Source organism: Duganella vulcania, assembly GCF_009857655.1.
Taxonomy (GTDB): domain Bacteria; phylum Pseudomonadota; class Gammaproteobacteria; order Burkholderiales; family Burkholderiaceae_D; genus Rugamonas; species Rugamonas vulcania.
On the sequence record NZ_WWCX01000009.1, the window covers coordinates 1 to 20,231 of the forward strand.

Annotated in this window: 22 protein-coding genes, 1 other RNA gene and 1 riboswitch; of the genes, 6 read left to right on the top strand and 17 right to left on the bottom strand. The window is 63.6% G+C overall.

Translation table 11 applies throughout. The features are described 5' to 3' along the window. A partial coding sequence (gene dnaX, locus GTP90_RS08470; RefSeq protein ID WP_161083090.1) for a DNA polymerase III subunit gamma/tau occupies nucleotides 1-1,412 on the bottom strand: 1,412 nt, incomplete at its 3' end. A gap of 162 nt (nucleotides 1,413-1,574) precedes the next feature. Between dnaX and GTP90_RS08475 the strand changes: the two genes are divergently transcribed. Then, on the top strand, nucleotides 1,575-2,228 hold the full coding sequence (locus tag GTP90_RS08475; protein ID WP_161083091.1) for a DUF2987 domain-containing protein: 654 nt from the start codon (nucleotides 1,575-1,577) through the stop codon (nucleotides 2,226-2,228). 55 nt (nucleotides 2,229-2,283) lie between these two features. Here GTP90_RS08475 and ffs read toward each other — a convergent pair. Beyond that, nucleotides 2,284-2,382: signal recognition particle sRNA small type (ffs, locus tag GTP90_RS08480), an RNA gene on the bottom strand. Nucleotides 2,383-2,397: 15 nt separating this feature from the next. Beyond that, nucleotides 2,398-3,882, bottom strand: coding sequence for a 4-hydroxy-3-polyprenylbenzoate decarboxylase (gene ubiD / locus GTP90_RS08485; protein WP_161083092.1), 1,485 nt, complete (start codon nucleotides 3,880-3,882; stop codon nucleotides 2,398-2,400). Between the two features lie 493 nt (nucleotides 3,883-4,375). Here ubiD and GTP90_RS08490 point away from each other — a divergent pair, with 493 nt between their 5' ends. Further along, nucleotides 4,376-5,266: a transglycosylase SLT domain-containing protein gene (locus tag GTP90_RS08490; protein ID WP_161083093.1), complete on the top strand. Its 891-nt coding sequence runs from the start codon at nucleotides 4,376-4,378 to the stop codon at nucleotides 5,264-5,266. Between the two features lie 61 nt (nucleotides 5,267-5,327). On the opposite strand, the gene GTP90_RS08495 is transcribed toward GTP90_RS08490, so the two are convergent. The 14 genes from GTP90_RS08495 to glyA all read right to left on the bottom strand — a co-directional run bounded on the left by GTP90_RS08495 (nucleotide 5,328) and on the right by glyA (nucleotide 17,304). After that, complete coding sequence (locus tag GTP90_RS08495; RefSeq protein ID WP_254451777.1) at nucleotides 5,328-6,008, bottom strand: hypothetical protein; 681 nt, start codon at nucleotides 6,006-6,008, stop codon at nucleotides 5,328-5,330. A 109-nt stretch (nucleotides 6,009-6,117) separates the two neighbouring features. Beyond that, nucleotides 6,118-6,588, bottom strand: coding sequence for a transcription antitermination factor NusB (gene nusB / locus GTP90_RS08500; protein ID WP_161083094.1), 471 nt, complete (start codon nucleotides 6,586-6,588; stop codon nucleotides 6,118-6,120). 83 nt (nucleotides 6,589-6,671) lie between these two features. Next, nucleotides 6,672-7,160: a 6,7-dimethyl-8-ribityllumazine synthase gene (gene ribH / locus GTP90_RS08505; RefSeq protein WP_117015231.1), complete on the bottom strand. Its 489-nt coding sequence runs from the start codon at nucleotides 7,158-7,160 to the stop codon at nucleotides 6,672-6,674. A gap of 27 nt (nucleotides 7,161-7,187) precedes the next feature. Then, on the bottom strand, nucleotides 7,188-8,297 hold the full coding sequence (gene ribBA / locus GTP90_RS08510) for a bifunctional 3,4-dihydroxy-2-butanone-4-phosphate synthase/GTP cyclohydrolase II (RefSeq protein WP_161083095.1): 1,110 nt from the start codon (nucleotides 8,295-8,297) through the stop codon (nucleotides 7,188-7,190). Between the two features lie 148 nt (nucleotides 8,298-8,445). Continuing rightward, nucleotides 8,446-9,081, bottom strand: coding sequence for a riboflavin synthase (locus tag GTP90_RS08515; RefSeq protein ID WP_161083096.1), 636 nt, complete (start codon nucleotides 9,079-9,081; stop codon nucleotides 8,446-8,448). A gap of 12 nt (nucleotides 9,082-9,093) precedes the next feature. Beyond that, complete coding sequence (gene ribD, locus GTP90_RS08520; protein WP_161083097.1) at nucleotides 9,094-10,191, bottom strand: bifunctional diaminohydroxyphosphoribosylaminopyrimidine deaminase/5-amino-6-(5-phosphoribosylamino)uracil reductase RibD; 1,098 nt, start codon at nucleotides 10,189-10,191, stop codon at nucleotides 9,094-9,096. A 7-nt stretch (nucleotides 10,192-10,198) separates the two neighbouring features. After that, complete coding sequence (locus GTP90_RS08525; protein WP_161083098.1) at nucleotides 10,199-10,753, bottom strand: GspH/FimT family pseudopilin; 555 nt, start codon at nucleotides 10,751-10,753, stop codon at nucleotides 10,199-10,201. A gap of 12 nt (nucleotides 10,754-10,765) precedes the next feature. Then, nucleotides 10,766-11,221, bottom strand: coding sequence for a type IV pilin protein (locus GTP90_RS08530; protein ID WP_254451778.1), 456 nt, complete (start codon nucleotides 11,219-11,221; stop codon nucleotides 10,766-10,768). After that, nucleotides 11,218-13,191: a pilus assembly protein gene (locus tag GTP90_RS08535; protein ID WP_371875037.1), complete on the bottom strand. Its 1,974-nt coding sequence runs from the start codon at nucleotides 13,189-13,191 to the stop codon at nucleotides 11,218-11,220. The genes GTP90_RS08530 and GTP90_RS08535 overlap by 4 nt, the downstream gene beginning before the upstream one ends. A gap of 207 nt (nucleotides 13,192-13,398) precedes the next feature. After that, complete coding sequence (locus GTP90_RS08540; protein ID WP_161083100.1) at nucleotides 13,399-13,896, bottom strand: pilus assembly PilX family protein; 498 nt, start codon at nucleotides 13,894-13,896, stop codon at nucleotides 13,399-13,401. 2 nt (nucleotides 13,897-13,898) lie between these two features. Beyond that, the gene (locus tag GTP90_RS08545) at nucleotides 13,899-14,849 is read right to left on the bottom strand and encodes a PilW family protein (RefSeq protein WP_161083101.1); all 951 of its coding nucleotides are present in this window, start codon (nucleotides 14,847-14,849) and stop codon (nucleotides 13,899-13,901) included. Further along, the gene (gene pilV / locus GTP90_RS08550) at nucleotides 14,846-15,400 is read right to left on the bottom strand and encodes a type IV pilus modification protein PilV (RefSeq protein ID WP_254451779.1); all 555 of its coding nucleotides are present in this window, start codon (nucleotides 15,398-15,400) and stop codon (nucleotides 14,846-14,848) included. Before pilV ends, GTP90_RS08545 begins: the two co-directional genes overlap by 4 nt. Nucleotides 15,401-15,529: 129 nt before the next feature. Continuing rightward, entirely contained in the window at nucleotides 15,530-16,000 is a 471-nt protein-coding gene (gene nrdR / locus GTP90_RS08555) for a transcriptional regulator NrdR (RefSeq protein ID WP_161083102.1), read from the bottom strand. Nucleotides 16,001-16,056: 56 nt separating this feature from the next. After that, on the bottom strand, nucleotides 16,057-17,304 hold the full coding sequence (gene glyA / locus GTP90_RS08560; RefSeq protein ID WP_161083103.1) for a serine hydroxymethyltransferase: 1,248 nt from the start codon (nucleotides 17,302-17,304) through the stop codon (nucleotides 16,057-16,059). A gap of 98 nt (nucleotides 17,305-17,402) precedes the next feature. Further along, nucleotides 17,403-17,528: riboswitch (ZMP/ZTP riboswitch) on the bottom strand. A gap of 152 nt (nucleotides 17,529-17,680) precedes the next feature. Between glyA and GTP90_RS08565 the strand changes: the two genes are divergently transcribed. The 4 genes from GTP90_RS08565 (at nucleotide 17,681) to GTP90_RS08580 (ending at nucleotide 20,227) form a co-directional block, all read left to right on the top strand. Continuing rightward, nucleotides 17,681-18,430: an SDR family NAD(P)-dependent oxidoreductase gene (locus tag GTP90_RS08565; protein WP_161083104.1), complete on the top strand. Its 750-nt coding sequence runs from the start codon at nucleotides 17,681-17,683 to the stop codon at nucleotides 18,428-18,430. Nucleotides 18,431-18,659: 229 nt separating this feature from the next. Continuing rightward, the gene (ybgC, locus tag GTP90_RS08570; RefSeq protein ID WP_117015334.1) at nucleotides 18,660-19,073 is read left to right on the top strand and encodes a tol-pal system-associated acyl-CoA thioesterase; all 414 of its coding nucleotides are present in this window, start codon (nucleotides 18,660-18,662) and stop codon (nucleotides 19,071-19,073) included. An 8-nt stretch (nucleotides 19,074-19,081) separates the two neighbouring features. Next, nucleotides 19,082-19,774, top strand: a complete 693-nt coding sequence (tolQ, locus tag GTP90_RS08575) for a protein TolQ (RefSeq protein WP_161083105.1) — start codon at nucleotides 19,082-19,084, stop codon at nucleotides 19,772-19,774. A 15-nt stretch (nucleotides 19,775-19,789) separates the two neighbouring features. Beyond that, the gene (locus GTP90_RS08580) at nucleotides 19,790-20,227 is read left to right on the top strand and encodes an ExbD/TolR family protein (protein ID WP_161083106.1); all 438 of its coding nucleotides are present in this window, start codon (nucleotides 19,790-19,792) and stop codon (nucleotides 20,225-20,227) included. Nucleotides 20,228-20,231: the final 4 nt, after the last annotated feature.

Here is a 20,231-nt window from a genome sequence, read left to right on the forward strand (position 1 = left end):
GCCGCCGCAGCGGGCTCCGCCGGCGCGGTGGCCGGCGCAGCAGCGGCAGGAGCCGGCGCTGGTGGCGCAACATGCGCTGATGGCATCGCATTGGCAGACGGGTTGGAAGCAACCGCAGCCGGCGCAGGCGCCTCCGCCCGCGCCATCGCGGCAGCCGCACCGGCCACCACCGCCGCCGGGGTCACGCTGGCGTGACTAGCCTGCAGATGCGAAGCGGCACGCGCAGGAGGCGCCGCCGCGGCACGCGCAGCAGCCACCGCAGCCGGACGCGACATCGCAGGCGCCGCAGCCGGTTGCCCCTCCGCCCCGCCTACGCCGGGCCGAAAGGCCAGCATGCGCAGCAAGGTCATCGAGAAGCCCGCATACTCGTCCGGCGCCAAGCCCAATTCATTCCGGCCATGCACCGCGATCTGATAATACAGCTGGACCTCTTCCGCATCGAAGGCCGCGGCCAGACGCACGATATCGGCGTACTCAGGCAAATCCTCCGGCAAGGCGGTCGGCACCGTCTGCGCCAGCGCGATCCGGTGCAGCAAGGTGCCCAGATCCTGCAAGGCGCCGTTGTACGACAGGCTGCGCGTGGCCATCTCATCGGCCACGGCCAAGAGGTCCGCGCCATCCTGCGCCGCCAGCGCATCAAGCAGACGAATCAGATAAGACTGGTCCAGCGCACCCAGCATGCCCTGCACCGCGTCCAGCGTCACCGCGCCGGCCGCGTAGGCGATCGCCTGGTCGGTCAGCGACAACGCATCGCGCATCGAACCATGCGCACCGGCGGCCAGCAGGCGCAAGGCAGGCGCCTCGAAGCTGATGCCCTCCTGCCCCAGGATATTGTCCAGATGGCCGATGATATGCCCAGGCGGCATCTGCTTCAGATTGAATTGCAGACAGCGCGACAGCACCGTCACCGGGATCTTCTGCGGATCGGTGGTCGCCAGGATGAACTTGACGTGCTCGGGCGGTTCCTCCAGCGTCTTCAGCATCGAGTTGAAGGCGTGGTTGGTCAGCATGTGCACCTCATCGATCATATAGACCTTGAAGCGCGCATTGCTCGGCGCGTACACCGCCTGCTCCAGCAGCTGCGCCATCTCGTCGACGCCGCGGTTGGACGCCGCATCCATCTCGATGTAATCGACAAAGCGGCCGGCGTCGATCGCCGTGCACGCCTCGCACACGCCGCACGGCGTGGCCGTGATGCCGCCGTTGCCGTCCGGCCCGACGCAATTGAGCGACTTGGCCAGGATGCGCGACAAGGTGGTCTTGCCGACCCCGCGCGTTCCGGTGAACAGATAGGCGTGGTGCAGGCGGCCACTGTGCAGGGCGTGCGTGAGCGCGCGCACGACGTGCTCCTGGCCGACGAGCGTTTCGAAATTCTTGGGGCGGTATTTACGGGCGAGGACTTGATAGGACATGCTGGGATTTTACCGTAGATAGCGGATGCAAAGGGCCTATCCTGCTCAGCTAATAAGACACGGCGCAGGGTCGCCAAAACGGCAATTGTAACAAGGCGGGGCCGGATTGGGTAATCGGGCCGGACTGTCTTACAATGTGTTTTTCTTTTAACATGAAATTATATGAAGAAACTTGTCCTGCTGCCGCTGCTGTTGCTGTCCCTCGCCGCCCACGCCGACGAACGCGAATGGGTGCCATATAAGAAGCTGATCGAGGAACTACGTCTCGACAAGTTCTACGCCATCCCGGCCGCCGAGCGCGACAAGCTCAACATGTACATCACGGTCAAGCCGCGCAACGCCGCCTACAAGCCGGCAGACGTGGTGCTGACCGTGGTGCACGGCAGCGAGCGCCAGGTGCTGACGCCGCTGTCGGCCGACTACCGCTTGACGGTGGTGCCGAATCCCAAATGGCTGTCGGACGACACCAAGATCATGACCAGCTTGCCCAAGGGCGAGAAATCGGCGGTGGAGTACGAAGTCACCACGCCGCTGCCCGAGGGCACGCAATGGAACTACACCCCGGTGATGAGCAGCGTGGCGCAGATGAACCAGGCGATCAAGAAGATGGCCGGCGCGCTGAGCATGTTCGCGCCCACTGCCAAGGCGGTGGTGTTCAAGTTCAGCAAGCCGGCGCAGCTGAAGGTGGGCGAGACGGCCTACAACACCGACGCCAAGCACCAGATCAGGCTCAAGCCCGAGTCCGCATGGCTGAAGGAGAATCCGCTGATGGTGGCGTCCGAGCGGCCGATCGAGGCCAGGCTGGACAGCGAATAAATCCGTGAGCAAATAAAAAAAGCTGCCCTTGGCAGCTTTTTTAGTATTTCCCGAAGGAGGCGAGCCTGATCTGCGGCACTTATGGTTAATAGCCGTGGCTGCTTCGTTCCCGACCTGACCAGGTTAGCCATGCCACAATGCGCAGGGGCCCGCCAAGCGCAATTATAACCTACAGGCCCAACTCCTGCCAAATCTGATCGACGCGCGCCTTCACCTCGGGCGTCATGCTGATCGTGGTGCCCCACTCGCGCGTGGTTTCGCCCGGCCACTTGTTGGTGGCGTCGATGCCCATCTTGCTGCCCAGGCCGCTCACCGGCGAGGCAAAGTCCAGGTAGTCGATCGGCGTGTTGTCGACCAGCGTGGTGTCGCGGGTCGGATCGACGCGGGTCGTGATGGCCCAGATCACCTCGTTCCAGTCGCGGATGTTGACATCCTCGTCCACCACCACGATGAACTTGGTGTACATGAACTGGCGCAGGAAGCTCCACACGCCAAACATCACGCGCTTGGCGTGGCCGGCGTACTGCTTCTTGATCTGCACCACCGCCATGCGGTAGCTGCAACCCTCGGCCGGCAGGTGGAAATCGGTGATCTCCGAGAACTGCTTCTGCAGCAGCGGCACGAACACCTCGTTCAGCGCCAGGCCCAGGATGGCCGGCTCGTCGGGCGGCTTGCCGGTGTAGGTCGAGTGATAGATGGGATCGCGGCGCATCGTGATGCGGTCGATGGTGAACACCGGGAACGAGTCCTGCTCGTTGTAATAGCCGGTGTGGTCGCCGTACGGGCCTTCCAGCGCGTGCTCGTAGCCGCTCGGGTGGTTTTCGTCCGGATAGATATGGCCTTCCAGCACAATCTCCGCCGAGGCCGGCACGCGCAGCTCGCTGCCGATGGCCTTGACCAGCTCGGTGCGGCTGCCGCGCAGCAGGCCGGCGAACTGGTATTCCGACAGGCTGTCCGGCACCGGCGTCACCGCGCCTAATATAGTGGCGGGATCGGCGCCCAGCGCCACGCAGATCGGATACGGCTGGCCCTTGCTCTGGATGGCGTGCTCGCGGAAGTCCAGCGCGCCGCCACGATGGGCCAGCCAGCGCATGATGACCTTGTTCGGCCCCAGCACCTGCTGGCGGTAGATGCCCAGGTTCTGGCGCTTCTTATTAGGCCCCTTGGTGATCACCAGGCCCCAGGTGATCAGCGGCGCGATATCGCCCGGCCAGCAGTGCTGGATCGGCAGCCTGGCCAGGTCGACATCGGCGCCCTCCCACACGATCTCCTGGCACGGCGCGCCGCGCAGCTCCTTGGGCGCCATGTCCCACACGGCCTTGACCAGCGAGCCCATGCCCATCAAGTCCTTGAAGCCCTTGGGCGGTTCCGGCTCCTTCAGGCGCGCCAGCACGTGGCCGATCTTGCGCAGCTCGCTGACGCTGTCAGCGCCCATGCCCAGCGCCACGCGGCGCTCGGTGCCGAACAGATTGCCCAGCACAGGCATGCTGTGTCCGGTCGGATTCTGGAACAGCAAAGCCGGTCCGCCGGCCCGCAAGGTGCGGTCGCAAACCTCGGTCATCTCCAAATGCGGCGAAACAGGGACCAAAATAGGCTTAAGTTCGCCCATCCGTTGCAGTTGGGAAATAAAATCTCGCAGATCAGAATATTTCATCGTTTTTTAATTTTTTCTTACAGCGCAGCATACTGTTTAAAAAGACAGGTCAAGTAGTTGATTTTATTGGTTTTAGGCGCAATACAAGCAAAAAAGTAAGATTTATAAGTTATAGCTTTTGATCGCGTTAGTATTGACTTGATATAAAACGGCTTCTACAATTTGCCCTACTTGAAGAGAACACGGTTCAGCACGGGTTGAGCCCGGTAAGCGGACCACACAAATGTGTTGCTCATTCATTCACGGAGTCGGGGCTCCACATGACATTTTAAGGAGTGTTTTCAAAAGGCGTCTGCCTTACCCCCGAAAGAAGTTGTATTGCGACTGATCGAATACCACAGGGAAACATCAGCTCAAGCAAGCAATGACGGCGTCCAACGCGCGCTCCCAGCGGCGACGGACGATGATATTTCTGATGCACGGCATTAGCACCCGGTTAGCTGCGTTCAACGCTGGCGGGGACCCGCTTTTACGGACATTTCAGGGGAACTCTATGATTAATCGTTTCAACGGTGCAACGCAGTTTGCCCGCACCATGGCTCGCCAGCCAGCAGCGTGGTTCTCCACGACTCGCGTTTCGGCAAAGGGCGTGTTGACCACCGCCCAGCACACTCTGACCATCCTGGGTGTGACCGCTTTAGTAGTAATGGCAGTACTGTTTGTCCGTCCCGACCTGGCCAAGGCACTGAGCAACAGCCTGAACCACGAACCGGAAGTCGAAGCTGTCGCCGTCGTGGCGCCGCCCCTGTCGGCCCTGATGGAAACGCCAGCCACGGCACCGGCCGCCAGCACCGCGCCGCTGACCGCCGAAGAAAAAGCCCTGCTGGGCACGCAGAAGCAGCAGCAATGGGTCACCTCCTGGCTGTCCAAGCGTTACCGCGTAGCGGGCGACGCCGCCAACATGCTGGTGTCCACCGCCTACCTGACGGCGCGCGAGATCAAGCTCGATCCGCTGCTGATCCTGGCCGTGATGGCGATTGAATCGGGCCTGAATCCGTTCGCGGAAAGCCCGGTCGGCGCGCAAGGCCTGATGCAGGTGATGTCCAAGGTGCACCACGACAAATTCCAGGAAATGGGTGGCCTGCAGGCTGCGCTCAATCCGGTGGCCAACATCCGGGTCGGCTCGCTGATCCTGAAGGACTACGTCACCCGTGGCGGCTCGGTCGAAGCCGGCCTGAAGATCTACGTCGGCGCCGCCGCGTTCGAACACGACGACGGCTACGGCTCGAAAGTGCTGGCCGAGTACCAGCGCCTGAAGCAGGTTTCGGCAGGCAAGAAAGTGCCGACCATCACGCCAATGATGGCCGCCGCGCCAGCCAAGCCTACCCCGCCGGTCGCGGCGGTCGAGAAGTCGGTCAGCGGCACCCAGATCGCCGGCCTCTGATTTCGGCACGCCAGGCAGAACAAGCCACCTTGCGAGGTGGCTTTTTTTTACGTCTGGACGGTCAGTGCGGACAGGTGGCGATCCTGGTTTTGACGCCGTCCCGGAAAGGATCGCGGCCGCCGGTCAAGCTGTTGGACTCCATCACCGCGCAATAACTGCCGTCGCCCGACCGCACGCGCGTCATGAGGCGTCCATCGGGTGCGGTGAAGTTTTCTAGCGTTATGCCCTCGTCACCCACGAAGGCGGCACCCAGCTTGGCCGCCAGCACCGTGGTGTTGTTGGCGATCTTCTTGTCGTGCGGATTCCAGGCTTCCTTGCGCAGTTGGCGGTCGACGGCGGCGGCGCTCTTGAGCGAGCGCTGCAGCAGATCGTCGGCCGGCTTGGCAGATGGCTGCGCAAACGGGTCCGGTGGCGGCGTGGTCTGCGTGATGGCTTGCGGGGCTTGCGGCTGCACCGGCTGCTGGATCGGCTGCGGTTGCGGCGAGGCCGGCAGCATGGTCATGGGTGCGGACGGCTGGCGCACAGGTTTGGGTTGGGCTGCAACCTTGGGCGGCGGCTTCGCCGGCGCCAGGATATATGTGATGGCCTCGTGGCGGCCCACCGGGGCCGCCAGAGGCCGCTCAGGCGCGCGCCAGCCGATGAACGCCAGCACATGCGCGCCGGCGATCAGCGCCAGCCAGCTGCGGCGGCGCCAGTCAGGCGCCCGCTCCAGGGTATGCAGTTCGATAATGCGCCTCGACATTAATTGAAAATCAACGGATTCTGCGGCGCGGCCCCCTCACCGTCAAACCCCAAATAAAAAAAGCCACCGCAAGATACCTTGAGTGGCTTCGGACGGTACCGGACGCTGCTTAGCGTTTCTTGTCGGCGGCGACTTCGTCGGGACGGACGCGGGCGGCCAGCTTGTCCAGCACGCCGTTGACGTATTTGTGGCCGTCGATACCGCCAAACGACTTGGTCAGCTCGACCGCTTCGTTGATGACGACGCGGTAAGGGATTTCCAGGTTGTTCTTCAGCTCGAACGCACCGATCAGCAGCACCGCGTGCTCGATCGGCGACAGTTCCGCCACGCCGCGGTCGACCAGCGGCGCGAAGCTCTCGCGCAGCGCCACCGAATCCTTGATCGCGCCGTACAGCAGCACCGTGAAGTGGTCGCCGTCGGCCTTGTCGAAGCCGTGCGCGGCGCGGATGTTGTTCACCACGGTGGCGGCGTCTTCATTGTTCAGCAGCCACTGATATAAACCCTGCAACGCAAACTCGCGCGCACGATGGCGCGGCGTGCGGTTCTTGCTGGGGTTGGCGTGCAAAATTTTATCTGTCATGGTTATACCTGTTCTTAAATACTTACAAAATCCGGCTCAGTGCGCCGGCGCATACCGGCACACTCCGCCGTTCCTACCTGTTCTTACTCGTCGTCGCCCTGATCCTGGTGCAGCTCTTCCAGCGCGATGGTCAGATTGGCCATCTCCACCGCCACGCGCGCCGCATCGGCGCCTTTTTCGGCCATGCGAACCTCGGCCTGCTCATCGTTCTCGGTGGTCAGGATCGCGTTAGCGATAGGAATACCATAATCCAGGCCGATGCGGGTGATGCCGGCGCCCGATTCGTTCGAGACCAGCTCGAAGTGGTAGGTTTCGCCACGGATCACCGCGCCCAGCGCGACCAGCGCGTCGAACTGCTGCGACTCGGCCATCTTCTGCAGCACCAGCGGCACTTCCAGCGCGCCCGGCACGGTCACGTGCAGCACGTCCTCATCGGCCACGCCCAGGTGCTTCAGCTCGGCCAGGCAGGCCGACAGCAGGCCGTGGCAGACATCTTCGTTGAAACGCGCTTGGACGATGCCGATACGCAGGCCGTCGCCGGACAAATTGGTTTCGTAGCTTCCTACAGTCATGGAGTGCCTCTTGTATGTTGGGTTGAATTAGTTCGGTTTGGCCATGTAGCCGGTCACTTCCAGGTCGAAGCCCGTCATCGACGGCATCTTGCGCGGGCTGGCCAGCAGCTGCATCTTGCAGACGCCGACTTCGCGCAGGATCTGCGCGCCGATGCCGTAGCTGCGCAGGTCCATGCTGGCGGCGCGGCCCTTCGGCTTGGCTTCCGGCTTGCCCAGCGCGTCGAACTGGGCAAAGAATTGCTCCGCCGTCTCCTCGCAGTTGAGCAGCACGATCACGCCGCGCTCGGACGCCTTGACCGCCGCCAGCGACGACGACAGGTTCCACGAGTGGGTGGTCGCTTCCGACTCCAGGAAGTCGAGGATGGACACCGGCTGGTGCACGCGCACCAGGGTTTCCTTGGTCTTGTCGATGTCGCCGTGCACCAGCGCCAGGTGCGCCGAGCCGCTTGGCTTGTCGCGGAAGGCGATCATGCGGAAGTCGCCCTGCGCGGTCTTGAGCGGACGCTCGCCGATCTTCTCGACCAGCGACTCGTTGCGGCTGCGGTAGTGGATCAGGTCGGCGATGGTGCCGATCTTCAGGCCGTGTTCCCTGGCGAATTCCAGCAGGTCCGGCAGGCGCGCCATGGTGCCGTCGTCCTTCATGATCTCGCAGATCACGGAGGCCGGGGTCAGGCCGGCCATGGCGGTCAGGTCGCAGCCGGCTTCGGTATGGCCGGCGCGCATCAGCACGCCGCCTGGCTGGGCCTTCAGCGGGAAGATGTGGCCGGGCTGGACGATGTCCGACGGCTGGGTATCCTTGGCCACGGCCACCTGGATGGTCTTGGCGCGGTCGGCCGCCGAGATGCCGGTGGTCACGCCCTCGGCTGCCTCGATCGACACGGTGAAATTGGTGCCGAAGGCGGTGCCGTTACGGGCTGACATCATCGACAGGTTCAACTGGTCGCAGCGCTCTTCGGTCAGGGTCAGGCAGACCAGGCCACGCGCGTGCTTGACCATGAAATTAATGGCTTCAGGCGTCACAAAGTCCGCCGCGAGCACCAGGTCACCTTCGTTTTCCCGGTCTTCTTCGTCGACCAGGATCACCATGCGGCCAGCGCGCAATTCGGCGACTATTTCTTCGGTGCTGGAAATTGACATTTTTAATCCTTTGTAGCGGAGCTGGAACAGGGCGCTATTTTAAAGGATTTACGCCCGCCCCACCGCAAAAGGCCGCTTTTATCCGCCAAATGGCCGGCTTTGGCGGGCGCCTTCTGGATTATTTGCCAATATTTCAGCGATTGGCCGCTTATTTGCCGGCGGCGCCCACCGACACCATGCGCTCGACGTAGCGGGCGATCAGGTCGATCTCCAGGTTGACCTGCTTGCCCACCTCGAGGTGCTTGAGGGTGGTCATGGCAATGGTGTGCGGGATCAGGTTGATCGAGAACTGGCACACCAGGTCCTTGCCGCTGCCGATATCGGTCACGCGGTTGACCGTCAGCGATACGCCGTTGACAACGATCGAGCCCTTGAAGGCCAGGAACTTGGCCAGCTCGTGCGGCGCTTCGATCACCAGCTCCCACGATTCGCCCACCGCCTCGAACTTGCGCACCACGCCCAGGCCGTCGACGTGGCCGGTGACCAGATGGCCGCCCAAGCGCTCGCTCAGCGTGACGGCTTTTTCCAGGTTCACCTCGGTCAGCGTGTCTAGGCCGACGGTGCAGTTCAGGCTTTCGCGCGAGACGTCGACGCGGAAGTTGCTGGCATCTTTTTCCACCACGGTCATGCAGGCGCCGTTGATGGCGATCGAGTCGCCCAGCGCGACGTCGGCCAGCGGCAGGCCGCCGGCGTTGATGTCCAGGCGTACGCCCGCGAACGAACCGCCTTCGAGCGGCTTGACCGATTCAATTTTGCCGATAGCGGCGACAATTCCAGTAAACATGTGAGTGCAATCTTAATGATGAGTGAATCGTGCAAGGATACGCAAATCTTCGCCGATCTGCTTGACCTCGTGATATTTCAGCTGCTGCCGCTGCGACAGTTCGGCCAGCGCCGGCAAGGCGAACATGCCTTGCGCATCCCCCAGTAGCATCGGCGCGAGGTAGACCAGCAGCTCGTCCACGCAGCCTTCGCGGATCAGTGAACCGTTGAGCTTGCCGCCGGCTTCGACATGCAGCTCGTTGATCTGGCGCCGGCCCAGCTCGCGCATCAGCTCGGGCAGGTCGACCTTGCCGCTGGCGTTGGGCAGCAGGATGATTTCCGCGCCCGTCGCCCGCAGCGCGGCCTCTTTCTCGGGATCGGCCACCGCCGCCGCGATCCAGGTGCCGCCGCCCTGCAGCACCTTGGCGGACGGATCGATGTCGAGCTTGCTGTCGACCACGATGCGGCGCGGCTGGCGTGGCGTTTCCACCGCGCGCACGTTGAGCAGGGGATCGTCGGCCTTGACGGTGCCGATGCCGGTCAGGATGGCGCAGGCGCGCGCGCGCCAGGCGTGGCCGTCGGCGCGCGCTTCCGGCCCGGTGATCCATTGGCTGACGCCATTGTGCAGGGCCGTCATGCCGTCCAGGCTGGCGGCGGTCTTCATGCGTACCCACGGCAGGCCGCGCGTCATGCGCGAGAAGAAGCCGATGTTCAGTTCGTAAGCCTGCTCGGCCAGCAGGCCGACGCTGGTCTCGATGCCGGCGGCGGCCAGCTTGGCCATGCCCTGCCCCGCCACCAGCGGATTCGGATCCTCCATCGCCGCCACCACACGGCCCAGGCCGGCGCGCACCAGCGCGTCCGAGCATGGCGGCGTGCGGCCGTGGTGGTTGCAGGGTTCCAGCGTGACGTAGGCGGTGGCGCCGCGCACGTCGTGGCCGCGCGCCTGCGCATCCTTGAGCGCCTGGATTTCCGCGTGGTCGCTGCCGGCCTGCTGCGTGACGCCGGCGCCGATCACCTGGCCGTCGCGCACGATCACGCAGCCAATGTGCGGGTTCGGCGAGGTGGTGTACAAGCCTTTCGCGGCCCAGTCCAGCGCCAGCGTCATGCCTTCGAGATCGTTGTTGATGTTCACGTTGTCCTTAGTCCTTGGCGCTGGCGCAGCTGGCGTCGCCCGCCGCCGGGTCGCACACGCGTGCCCGGCCCAGCATATTGATCTTGATGTTGCGCACGTCGTCGCCCCGCGCCAACGACAGCGTGCCCCAGCGCGCGGCCAGGCTGTTGCTCGCGCTGCAGGCCCGCCCAGCAGCATTATAAGCAAGATATTGCGGCGTTGCGGCCGACGAGAATGCCGACGTGATGGTGATGCCTTCGGCGACCGGCCCGTGCCGGGTCAGCAGCAGCTCGCCGGCGTCGTGGCGGCGGTTGCCGTTCTCGTCGACAAACACTACCCAGCCTTCGCGCCAGGATGCGCCGGCCGGCTCCAGCGGCGCCATCAAGACTTGGCCGCCACGCGCGATGGCCTGCGAGCGCGTCAGGTTGATCGCGGCCAGCAGGTCGTTGACGGCCACCCGCAGTTGCTGTTGCTTCAGCCCGGCGTGGAAGCTCGGCACGGCGACGCCGAGCAAGGTCGTGACCAGCGCAAGGACGATCAATAGTTCGATCAGCGTGTGTCCGGGTGTGGGATGTGTACGCATCGCGCCGCCCTCTCATGGCCAGCAACGGGTGGACGGGCCGGTCGCCAGGCGCAGGCCGCTGCTGGTGAGCTTGAGCTGCAGGCAATCTTCGTCGCGAAAGTTACGGTCGACCATGGCGGTGCCGGGCGTGGCGATCAGCTGCACGCATTGCGAAATCGGCTCGCCATCGCATGCCTTGCCTTCGATTTCGTACGCGCTGGTGGGCGCGCCGTTGCTGCTCCACCACTTGAACTGGCGGGCTTCAGAATCCGTGGTGCTTGATGAAAAGGCGATGTAGGTATTGGCCTGCGTGTAAAACCGCTCCTCCTGCTGCATCAACTGCAGCATCGCGGCCTGCGCTTCGGAGCGGCGGGCGCGGATCACGTGCTGCTTAAAACTCGGCATCACCTGCGCGGCCAGCACGGCCAAGATGACCAGCACCACCAGCAGTTCGATCATGCTGAACGCCTGCTCATGAAAGGGCTTCATTTGATGGCCTCATGTAGCTCACGCCAGTTGGCAACCTCGCGCCAGCTGAGCCGGCCGGCCCGCAAGCGCACCTTGACCTCGCCCGCCACTGCAACCTCCCCTGCCGACACGTTGGCCACCGCATAGTTCTTCGCCACCACGACCTGCCCGGTGGGATCGGGCGCGCTGCGGCTGGACGATTGTGGCACCAGCGCCACCAACGTTGGATAGGTCGGTTGCAGCAGGCCGACTATCGGCTTGGTCGGATCGATGCTGGCTGTGCTGCGGCCTTCCGGAAGCCCGGTAAGTGCGTTCAGCACGTAGGTGCGGCTGCGTGAAGCGTCGCATTTGTCCGGGCCGGGTAACAGCGTGTTGAAGACCACCGCACCGCCTGCCAGCGCCCCGCTGCCGATGCTGCGCTCACCCGTGTGCGACGATTGCAGGAAGTCGACATACCAGCCCTTGCTGCCCGGGGCAATCTCCGCGCCGCTGAGGTTGAACAGGTTTGCGGACGAGGCACCCAGCACACGCTCGGTCAACTGGCGCCGCCCGGCCACGACATCCATTGGCACGGACAAGCTGTCATGGATGCCATAGAATGACTGGGTAACGAAGCCACCTGCCGACAAGTCGGTCCGGTCGAACAACACGCCGGTGCCGAACAGCACCATGTAACCGCCGCCGGTAGCGTAAGCCAGCATCGGCCGCTGCGCGATCGGCTGGCGGCGGCCATCGGCATCGCGAGCGGTGAACAGCGCTTGCACCGCGACGCTGGGCCAGCCGGCGAAATCGAAGCGCCACAGGTTGCCTTGCAGGTCGCCGGCGTAAGCGTAGCTCAGCGCGCCGTCGCGGTCGAAGGCCAACGCCGGGGCACTCAGGCCGTTCGCCATCGTTGAATCGGAGATCGGCGTGGTCCATCGGTAGTAGTTCGCGTTGAGCTTCCATGGCGCATCGCTGGGCTTGTCGAGTGCCAGCAGGAATAAGGCGCCCTTGCCGTTGCGGCTGGAGTGGCCGTCGCTGGCGTAGTTGTTCAGGCCGCTCGTGGCGACGGCCAAATAGCGGTCGCTGGCCGCCTCACCGCCGTGACCGGTGCGCACCTTGGCGATCTGCGGCAGCGTGGTGAGATTGCCCATCATGGGATCGTCACGGTCGGTGAATTCCCACAGCGCGGACGCTGCGTTCAGTGCCTCAGGGTCGGTGACGTCCAGCGCGAACAGGCCTTGCGCGCCGCCGCCCATCGCGGAGATCAGTACGGTGCGCCAGTTGCCAGCAATAACAGCGTCGCCGCTGATCGCGGGGCCATCGACGTAGGCGCGGTGCACATAGCTGGGGCTCGGCAAGCGGTTTAGCGCCGATATCAATGCGTCGGGCAGATAAGCGTAGCGTTCGATGCCGCTGCCGGCGTCGAAGCCATGCAGCATGCCGTCGTTGGCGCCAAGGTAGATCATGGGGCGTCGGGCTTTGTTCCGTTCGCGAAAAGCCGTGTAGTCCGCATCCAGCGCTGCGCCCGAAGGCGGGCCGACCAACACAGGCGTGCTGTTGATCGAGTCCCCCAGCACGCTGCTGCGCCGGCGGAACAACGCGCCCTCGTCGCCGCGGTCGCCGCGCAGGTAGGCGACGCGCCGTTCGCCCAGTCCGTCGCTGGCCGCGTGCGGCGGCGGTGCCTGGTCCAGCATCGCCTGCTGCGCGGCCGACAGGTCGGGCCAAGTAAATGGGATCCCACTCAATCTGCCGTCGCCCTGGACGATGGCCGTGTAAAGATTGCGCGCGTCGGGTGCCGGCAAGGGCGGCCGTCCCGGCGCACCGGTCAAGATTGCGCCGGCATCCCACAGCACGGTTCCCGGCACGGCCATGCCGGCCGGCGGCAAGCTGCTGCGTTCAAAGTGACCACCACTGTCGCCTGCGTCCAGCGTCGCGCTAAGCAAGTCGCCAGCAAGCGGCGAGGCCGGCGGCGGGCCAGACGACGCTGCAACGCCGACGGTCGCAGTCACCAATAGCGACGTGCCAGCCATCCGTGCCCCCGCAGCGGGGGTGGCGGCGCGACAGGCAACAGTCAGGGGCTCGCTGCCGATATTGATCAGCGGAGGTGCGGCGCGCACGCCAGAGGCCAGCGTCGGCAGCAGCATCAACAGCAAGGCGATCAAGACCCATGACCACATGCGTCCACGCCCAGGCATCGCTATTTGCATATCCCCTCCTCACTCCGGCTTGCTGTACACGGTTTGCAAGACCACTTCCGTTCCCGGCCGCGCCCCGAAGCCGATCACCGTCACACGGTAGCAATAGCTGACAGCCGACGCATCCTCGCCCGGCTGATGGCACGCCATGCGCTCGACCAGATAACGCGGCTTCCTGAACGGCAGCATGCCCTCCGCCGTCAGCATCTCCGCTCCCGTGTGTTCGCCAAAACCCACCGTGCAGGCGCCACCGTCCTCCGCCCCGGATAGATCCACCCGCTGCCACGCGGGCGCCACGTCGCAGGCGCTGACCGCCGCCGTGCCGGATTGAATATCGCGCTCCGCATCTGCCAAGGCATCCTCCGCCGCTTGCAACGCCACTTCCCGATCACGCTCGCCGCGCGACGCCTTCTCGCCCTGCAAGCTCATTTGCGCCGCCGACACCCCCAGCAACATCACCAGGATCAGCATCATCAGGCACATCAACACGGCAACGCCCCGCTGCCCTCGCCGTACCATGACTAGCCGCTCCGGTTACGCAACGCCACCGTCATGCCGACCACCCTGCGCGCCCGCGCACGCTGCGACGCCGGCAGGCTCGCCTCCACAATGCGCACACCCTCGTCATCAGTGTGCGCATCGGAATACGCGGGGCCGAACAGGTCGTATTGCGCCGCTCCCGTATCGGCGCGCGTGTTGATCTCGCCGTGCAGCAGCAAAGCCACCCGGACGCTACACACGCGCTTCCAGAACGTCTTGCGGTGGAAGTCGCGCACGCGTTCGTCAGCCGTTGCGCCAGTCAGCACCAACGCAGCATCCATCGCATCGATGCCGCTGGCGTTGAGATAGGTATTGGGCACACCGTCAGCCGGCACATCGGTATCGAGCCCGTACAGCACCTGAAAAGAATCGACGCCGCGCACGATGGCGTCCGCGCCCCAACCGGCAGCGCCCCGGTACTTGCAGCGCAATTCGGTCTCGCCGGCACCATCGTCGGCAACGTAGAAGATGCTCCAGCCGCGCGCATCGGGCGCGTCGGACGCGGCCACGCCGAAGCCCGCGCAATTGAGATTGGAACCGTCGCCATTGCTGCCCACTCCAGAACCGGAGAGCCGCAAGGCCAGCACATCGCTGCCGTGCGCCACCGGCGGCAACCGTCCCGAGATATCCGCGCTGCCCCGGCTGATGCTGCGCGCATCCAGCCCGGCAACGGACGCCGGCGCCGCATCATCCAGTTCTACCGGCGCGGCCTTGCCGTCCCAGTTGACATAGGCGCCCTGCCGTATCGAGCGCGCCAGGATGTCGAGCGCATGGCGGCCGCCATCGTTCAGCCCGACGTAATCGTCGTGATTGCGGTAACTGCTGCCGGCCGACAGCAGCAGGCCGCTGGCCAGCAAAGTCACGATCAAGCCCAGCGTCACCGCGATGGCGAACTCGACGATAGTCCAGCCGGGAGCAAGACGCGCATTCATCGCGTCGCCCCAACGACCAGCGCCAGCGCCGGTGCGAAATCGCCGCCCGCATCCTTGCGCGGCGCGCCGTCAGGATTCTTTTCGCGCCATCCGACCTTGACCACCACCGGCGCACCCACCCCGCCGCCGCAAGCCCAGGCCGCCTTGCCGCCACCATCGCGACACACGCGCAGCCGCCCCGCCGGCAGATACTGGCTCACCTGCATTTTTGCTTCATACAGATCAAACATCGCCATCTGCGCGCTATCGCACGCGCCGCCGTAGCACAGCGCCGACGGCGCCGGCGGATGAGGTTCCGCCAGCGCATCGTAATCAAGCAACAGGTAGGGATTGGCGCCATCGGCCAGATGCATCTGTGCGGCGTTGGCGCGCATGCGTTCAGCCAGGCCAGCCGCCACGTAGCCCGCCTGCGACAACAGCGCCGCCTGATGCCGCGCGCGCAGCGCGGACAACTGCATCGCCACGCCGCCGACAATGCCAAACGCCAGCAACAGCACGGCGATGAGGATTTCCAGCAGCGTAAAGCCCGGCATATAAGCGCGCGTGCGCATCGCACACCTCCGCAAGTCGACGAGGACAGTGCTAGAAGTTAGCAGCGACTGCTGCTGAGAGTATGAGGCGTATCAAAGGTGCGCCAGCCATGGGCCGGCGGATGACGTGCGGGAAACTCGCGCGGGAAACTAAGCCTTGCGCGGCTTGCGTTCCTGCCCGACTTCGGCAATGGCGTCCTGGAACTCGGCCAGGTCTTCGAAGTTTTTGTAGACCGATGCAAAACGGATATACGCGATCTTGTCGAGGCGCTTCAGCTCCTGCATCACCAGCTCGCCGATGTAGCCGGTATCGACCTCGCGCTGTCCGCTGGTCAGCAGCTTTTCCTCGATCGACAATATCGCCGCATCGACGGCGGGCGCCGCCACGGGGCGCTTGCGCAAGGCCAGCGTCAGGCTGCCGCGCAGCTTGGCCGACGAATACTCGGTACGGCTGCCGTTCTTCTTGACCACATACGGCATCACCAGCTCGATGCGCTCATACGTGGTAAATCGTTTATCGCATTTTCCGCAGCGCCGGCGCCGGCGTATGGCGTCCCCCTCCTCGGATACACGCGTATCGAGAACCTGGGTTTCTTCATGCTGGCAAAACGGACATTTCATATTGGCGCTATTCGATGACGCGACACCGGCACAGGCCGGCGTCGCGGTGCTACAGATTACTTGGCGTAGACAGGGAACTTGTCAGCCAGAACCTTGACGGCCGCTTTCACGCGGTCGATGGTCGCTGCGTCGTGCGGGTTGTCCAGCACGTCGGCGATCAGGTTGCCGACTTGTTCCGCTTCCGCTTCCTTGAACCCGCGGGTGGTGAAGGCAGGCGAACCCAGACGAATACCCGAAGTCACGAATGGCTTCTGTGGATCGTTAGGGATGCCGTTCTTGTTGCAGGTCATGTGGGCCGCGCCCAGGATCGCTTCCGCTTCCTTGCCGGTCAGGTTCTTCGGACGCAGGTCCACCAGCATCACGTGCGACTCGGTGCCGCCGGAAACGATGCGCAGGCCGCGCTTGATCAGGGTCTTGGCCAGCACGTCGGCGTTGATGACGACCTGTTGCTGGTAAGCCTTGAACTCAGGCGTCAGCGCTTCCTTGAACGCGACGGCCTTGCCGGCGATCACGTGCATCAGCGGGCCGCCCTGGATGCCTGGGAAGATGGCCGAGTTGATGATCTTCTCGTGCTCTGCCTTCATCAGGATGATGCCGCCGCGCGGGCCGCGCAGCGATTTGTGCGTGGTCGAGGTGACGAAGTCGGCGTGCGGCACAGGGTTGGGATACAGGCCGGCGGCGATCAGGCCGGCGTAGTGCGCCATGTCGACCATGAAGTAGGCGCCAACCGCCTTGGCGACAGCGGCGAAGCGCTCGAAGTCGATCTTTTTCGAGAACGCCGAGGCGCCGGCGATGATCAGCTTAGGCTTGTGTTCCTTGGCCAGCGCTTCCATCGCGACGTAGTCGATGTCCTCTTCCGGGGTCAGGCCGTAGGAAACGACGTTGAACCATTTGCCGGACATGTTCAGCGGCATGCCGTGGGTCAGGTGGCCGCCTTCGGCCAGCGACATGCCCATGATGGTGTCGCCTGGTTTCAGCACGGCGAAGAACACGCCCTGGTTGGCCTGCGAGCCCGAGTTAGGCTGCACGTTGGCCGCTTCCGCGCCGAACAGCTGCTTGACGCGGTCGATCGCCAGTTGCTCGACAACGTCGACGTATTCGCAACCACCGTAGTAGCGCTTGCCTGGGTAGCCTTCGGCGTATTTATTGGTCAGCTGGGAACCCTGCGCTTCCATGACGGCTGGCGAGGTGTAGTTTTCCGAAGCGATCAGTTCGATGTGATCGTGCTGACGGGTGTTTTCTTTCTGGATGGCGCCGAACAATTCCGGGTCAACGCTGGCGAGGGTGTGATCTTTTGCGAACATGAAAAAACTCCAATCGAATTGAGTAACTTGTTACTGGCAGGTTGGATCGAATGAGGGAAGCCGATAGCGGACAGGCAGCCTCTTCGTGCATTTCCATCGATGGCTGCCCAGGCGAACGGCTGTTGAAATCTCACGTTTCCCGGTGGATGCCCACCTTTCGCCGACCGGCCGCCACGCACCAAAATGGTGATGACCGGAGCTTTTCGCCAGTTACGTGAGACGTAATGGAAGCCTGATTGTAATTTATGCGCCAGATTTGAGCAAGGAAATGATTGCCTAAAAGGCAATCTTGTGCCGATTTTGATAGCGACAGCTGGCCATACTGCCATTTCGGCTACACTTGACCATCGTTTCCACTCTCGCATAAGGATAGAACATGATCGTCTTCATCACGGGCGCCACCGCCGGCTTCGGCGCCGCCATGGCCCGCACCTTCGTCCAGAACGGCCATAAAGTGCTGATCAGCGGCCGCCGCGCCGACCGCCTGCAGGCGCTGGCCGCCGAGCTGGGCGCCGCCGCCCGCCCCATCGTGCTGGACGTGACCGACAAGGCCTCGATCAAGGGCGCGCTGGACAGCCTGCCCGCCGAGTGGGCGCAGATCGACGTGCTGATCAACAATGCCGGCCTGGCGCTGGGCGTCACGCCAGCGCACGAATCGTCGCTGGAGGACTGGGACACGATGATCGCCACCAACTGCAGCGGCCTGGTCGCCATGACCCGCGCCATCCTGCCGGCGATGGTGGCGCGCGGCAGCGGCACCGTGATCAACCTGGGTTCGGTGGCCGGCGACACGCCCTACCCTGGCGGCAATGTGTACGGCGCGACCAAGGCCTTCGTCGAGCAGTTCACGCTGAATCTGCGTGCCGACCTGGTGGGCACCGGCGTGCGCGCCACCAACCTGGCGCCCGGCCTGTGCGGCGGCACCGAGTTCTCCAACGTCCGCCTGAAGGGCAACGACGCGGCCGCGGCCAAGGTCTACGAAGGCACCGAGCCGCTGACGGCCGAGGACATCGCCAACACCGCCTACTGGATCGCCACCCTGCCGGCCCACATCAACATCAACCGCATCGAAATGATGCCGACCTGCCAGGGCTACGGCCCGCTGGCGATCAAGCGCAACCTGTAAACCGTTTGCAGCGACGAATCGTTTCATCCCTGAAGCGATTCGTAAGCGGTTGTTACAAACCTTGGCAAGTTGCCGGGAAAACGCTTTACTATCGCAAATGCAATTTTTGACGTCTTCCTGGAAAATCCGCAGAAATAACGGTTTTAACGTGAATGACGCCGTAGCAGCTTCAACGACAACAATAAAATCGCGTAGAATGTTGCTCAATCTTACCAGTAGTCAAAATAACATGCCTGCAGAGTTTATCTGGAACGTACGGGTCTATTACGAAGACACCGACGCCGGCGGTATCGTCTATTACGCAAACTACCTCAAATTCTTCGAGCGCGCCCGCACCGAGTGGTTGCGCGCCATTCACGTCGAGCAACACGCGCTGCTCCACGAACATGATGTCTTGTTCGTCGTCAAAAGCGTCAGCGCGGAGTATCATGCGCCTGCCAGGTTGGACGATGAACTAAAATTAACACTTAGTATCGAAAAGCTAGGCCGTGCCTCGATCCTGTTCGTGCAGCAAGCCTGGTGCGGCGAACAATTGCTCAACACTGCCCGCGTCAAGGTCGGCTGCGTGGGTTCCGACCTGTCGCCGCGCGCCGTCCCGGCGGCGGTGGCCGAAAAAATGCGTAGTACCATCAAAACAGACTGAACCTATACATGAACGTCACCCAAGACCTCTCCTTCCTGTCCCTCATCACCAACGCGCACCTGATCGTGCAGTTGATCATGGCGCTGCTGTTCGGCATCTCGCTGACCAGCTGGACCTATATCTTCAGCAAGATGTTCGCGGTGCGCTCGGCGCGCCGCCTGACCATCGAATTCGAGAAAACCTTTTGGGCCGGCGGCAACCTGCACGCGCTGCACCAGAACGCCGGCAAGGACCGCGCCAACAGCGGCCCGCTGGCGCGCATCTTCGAAGCCGGCATGGGTGAGTTCATCAAGAGCAAGGCCGCCTACACCGCCGCCCGCGAAAGCATGGACCCCGGCGCGGTGCTGGACGGCGCCCGCCGCGCCATGCGCGCCGCCTTCCAGCGCGAGATGGACGTGCTGGAGTCGCACCTGGCCTTCCTGGCCTCGGTCGGCTCGGTGTCGCCGTACATCGGCCTGCTGGGCACCGTGTGGGGCATCATGAACGCCTTCCGCGGCCTGGCCAATGTGCAGCAGGCCACGCTGGCCGCGGTCGCGCCCGGCATCGCCGAAGCGCTGATCGCCACCGCCATCGGCCTGTTCGCGGCGATCCCGGCCGTGGTCGCATACAACCGTTTTTCGCACGACATCGACCGCCTGGCGATCCGCTTCGAGAGCTTTGTCGAAGAGTTCTCCAACATCCTGCAACGTCAGTCGCGTTAAGAAGGCAGAGCAATCATGGCTTCCTCTTTCTCCAGCAGCATGCGCGGCGGCCGCGGCCGCAAGTTCAAGTCCGAGATCAACGTCGTGCCGTATATCGACGTGATGCTGGTGTTGCTGATTATTTTCATGGTCATGCCGTCGGCCAATGACCCGAGCGTGGTCGACCTGCCGAGCGCCGAGCGCTCCACCAAGCCGCCCAGCGATTACGTGCAGGTGGTGATCAAGCCGAACGGCGCGCTGTCGATCGGTGTCAAGGGCAAGGGTGAAGAGGCGCCGGAAACCGCGCCCAACCGCGACGCGCTGGTCAAGAAGCTGCGCGCCATCCACAACGACCATCCCGACTATCCGGTGCTGATCGCCGGCGACAAGGAAAGCAAGTACGACGACGTGATCCAGCTGATCTCGGAAGCGAAGAAGATGGGCATCAACCGGGTCGGCTTGTCGACCAAGTAAATCA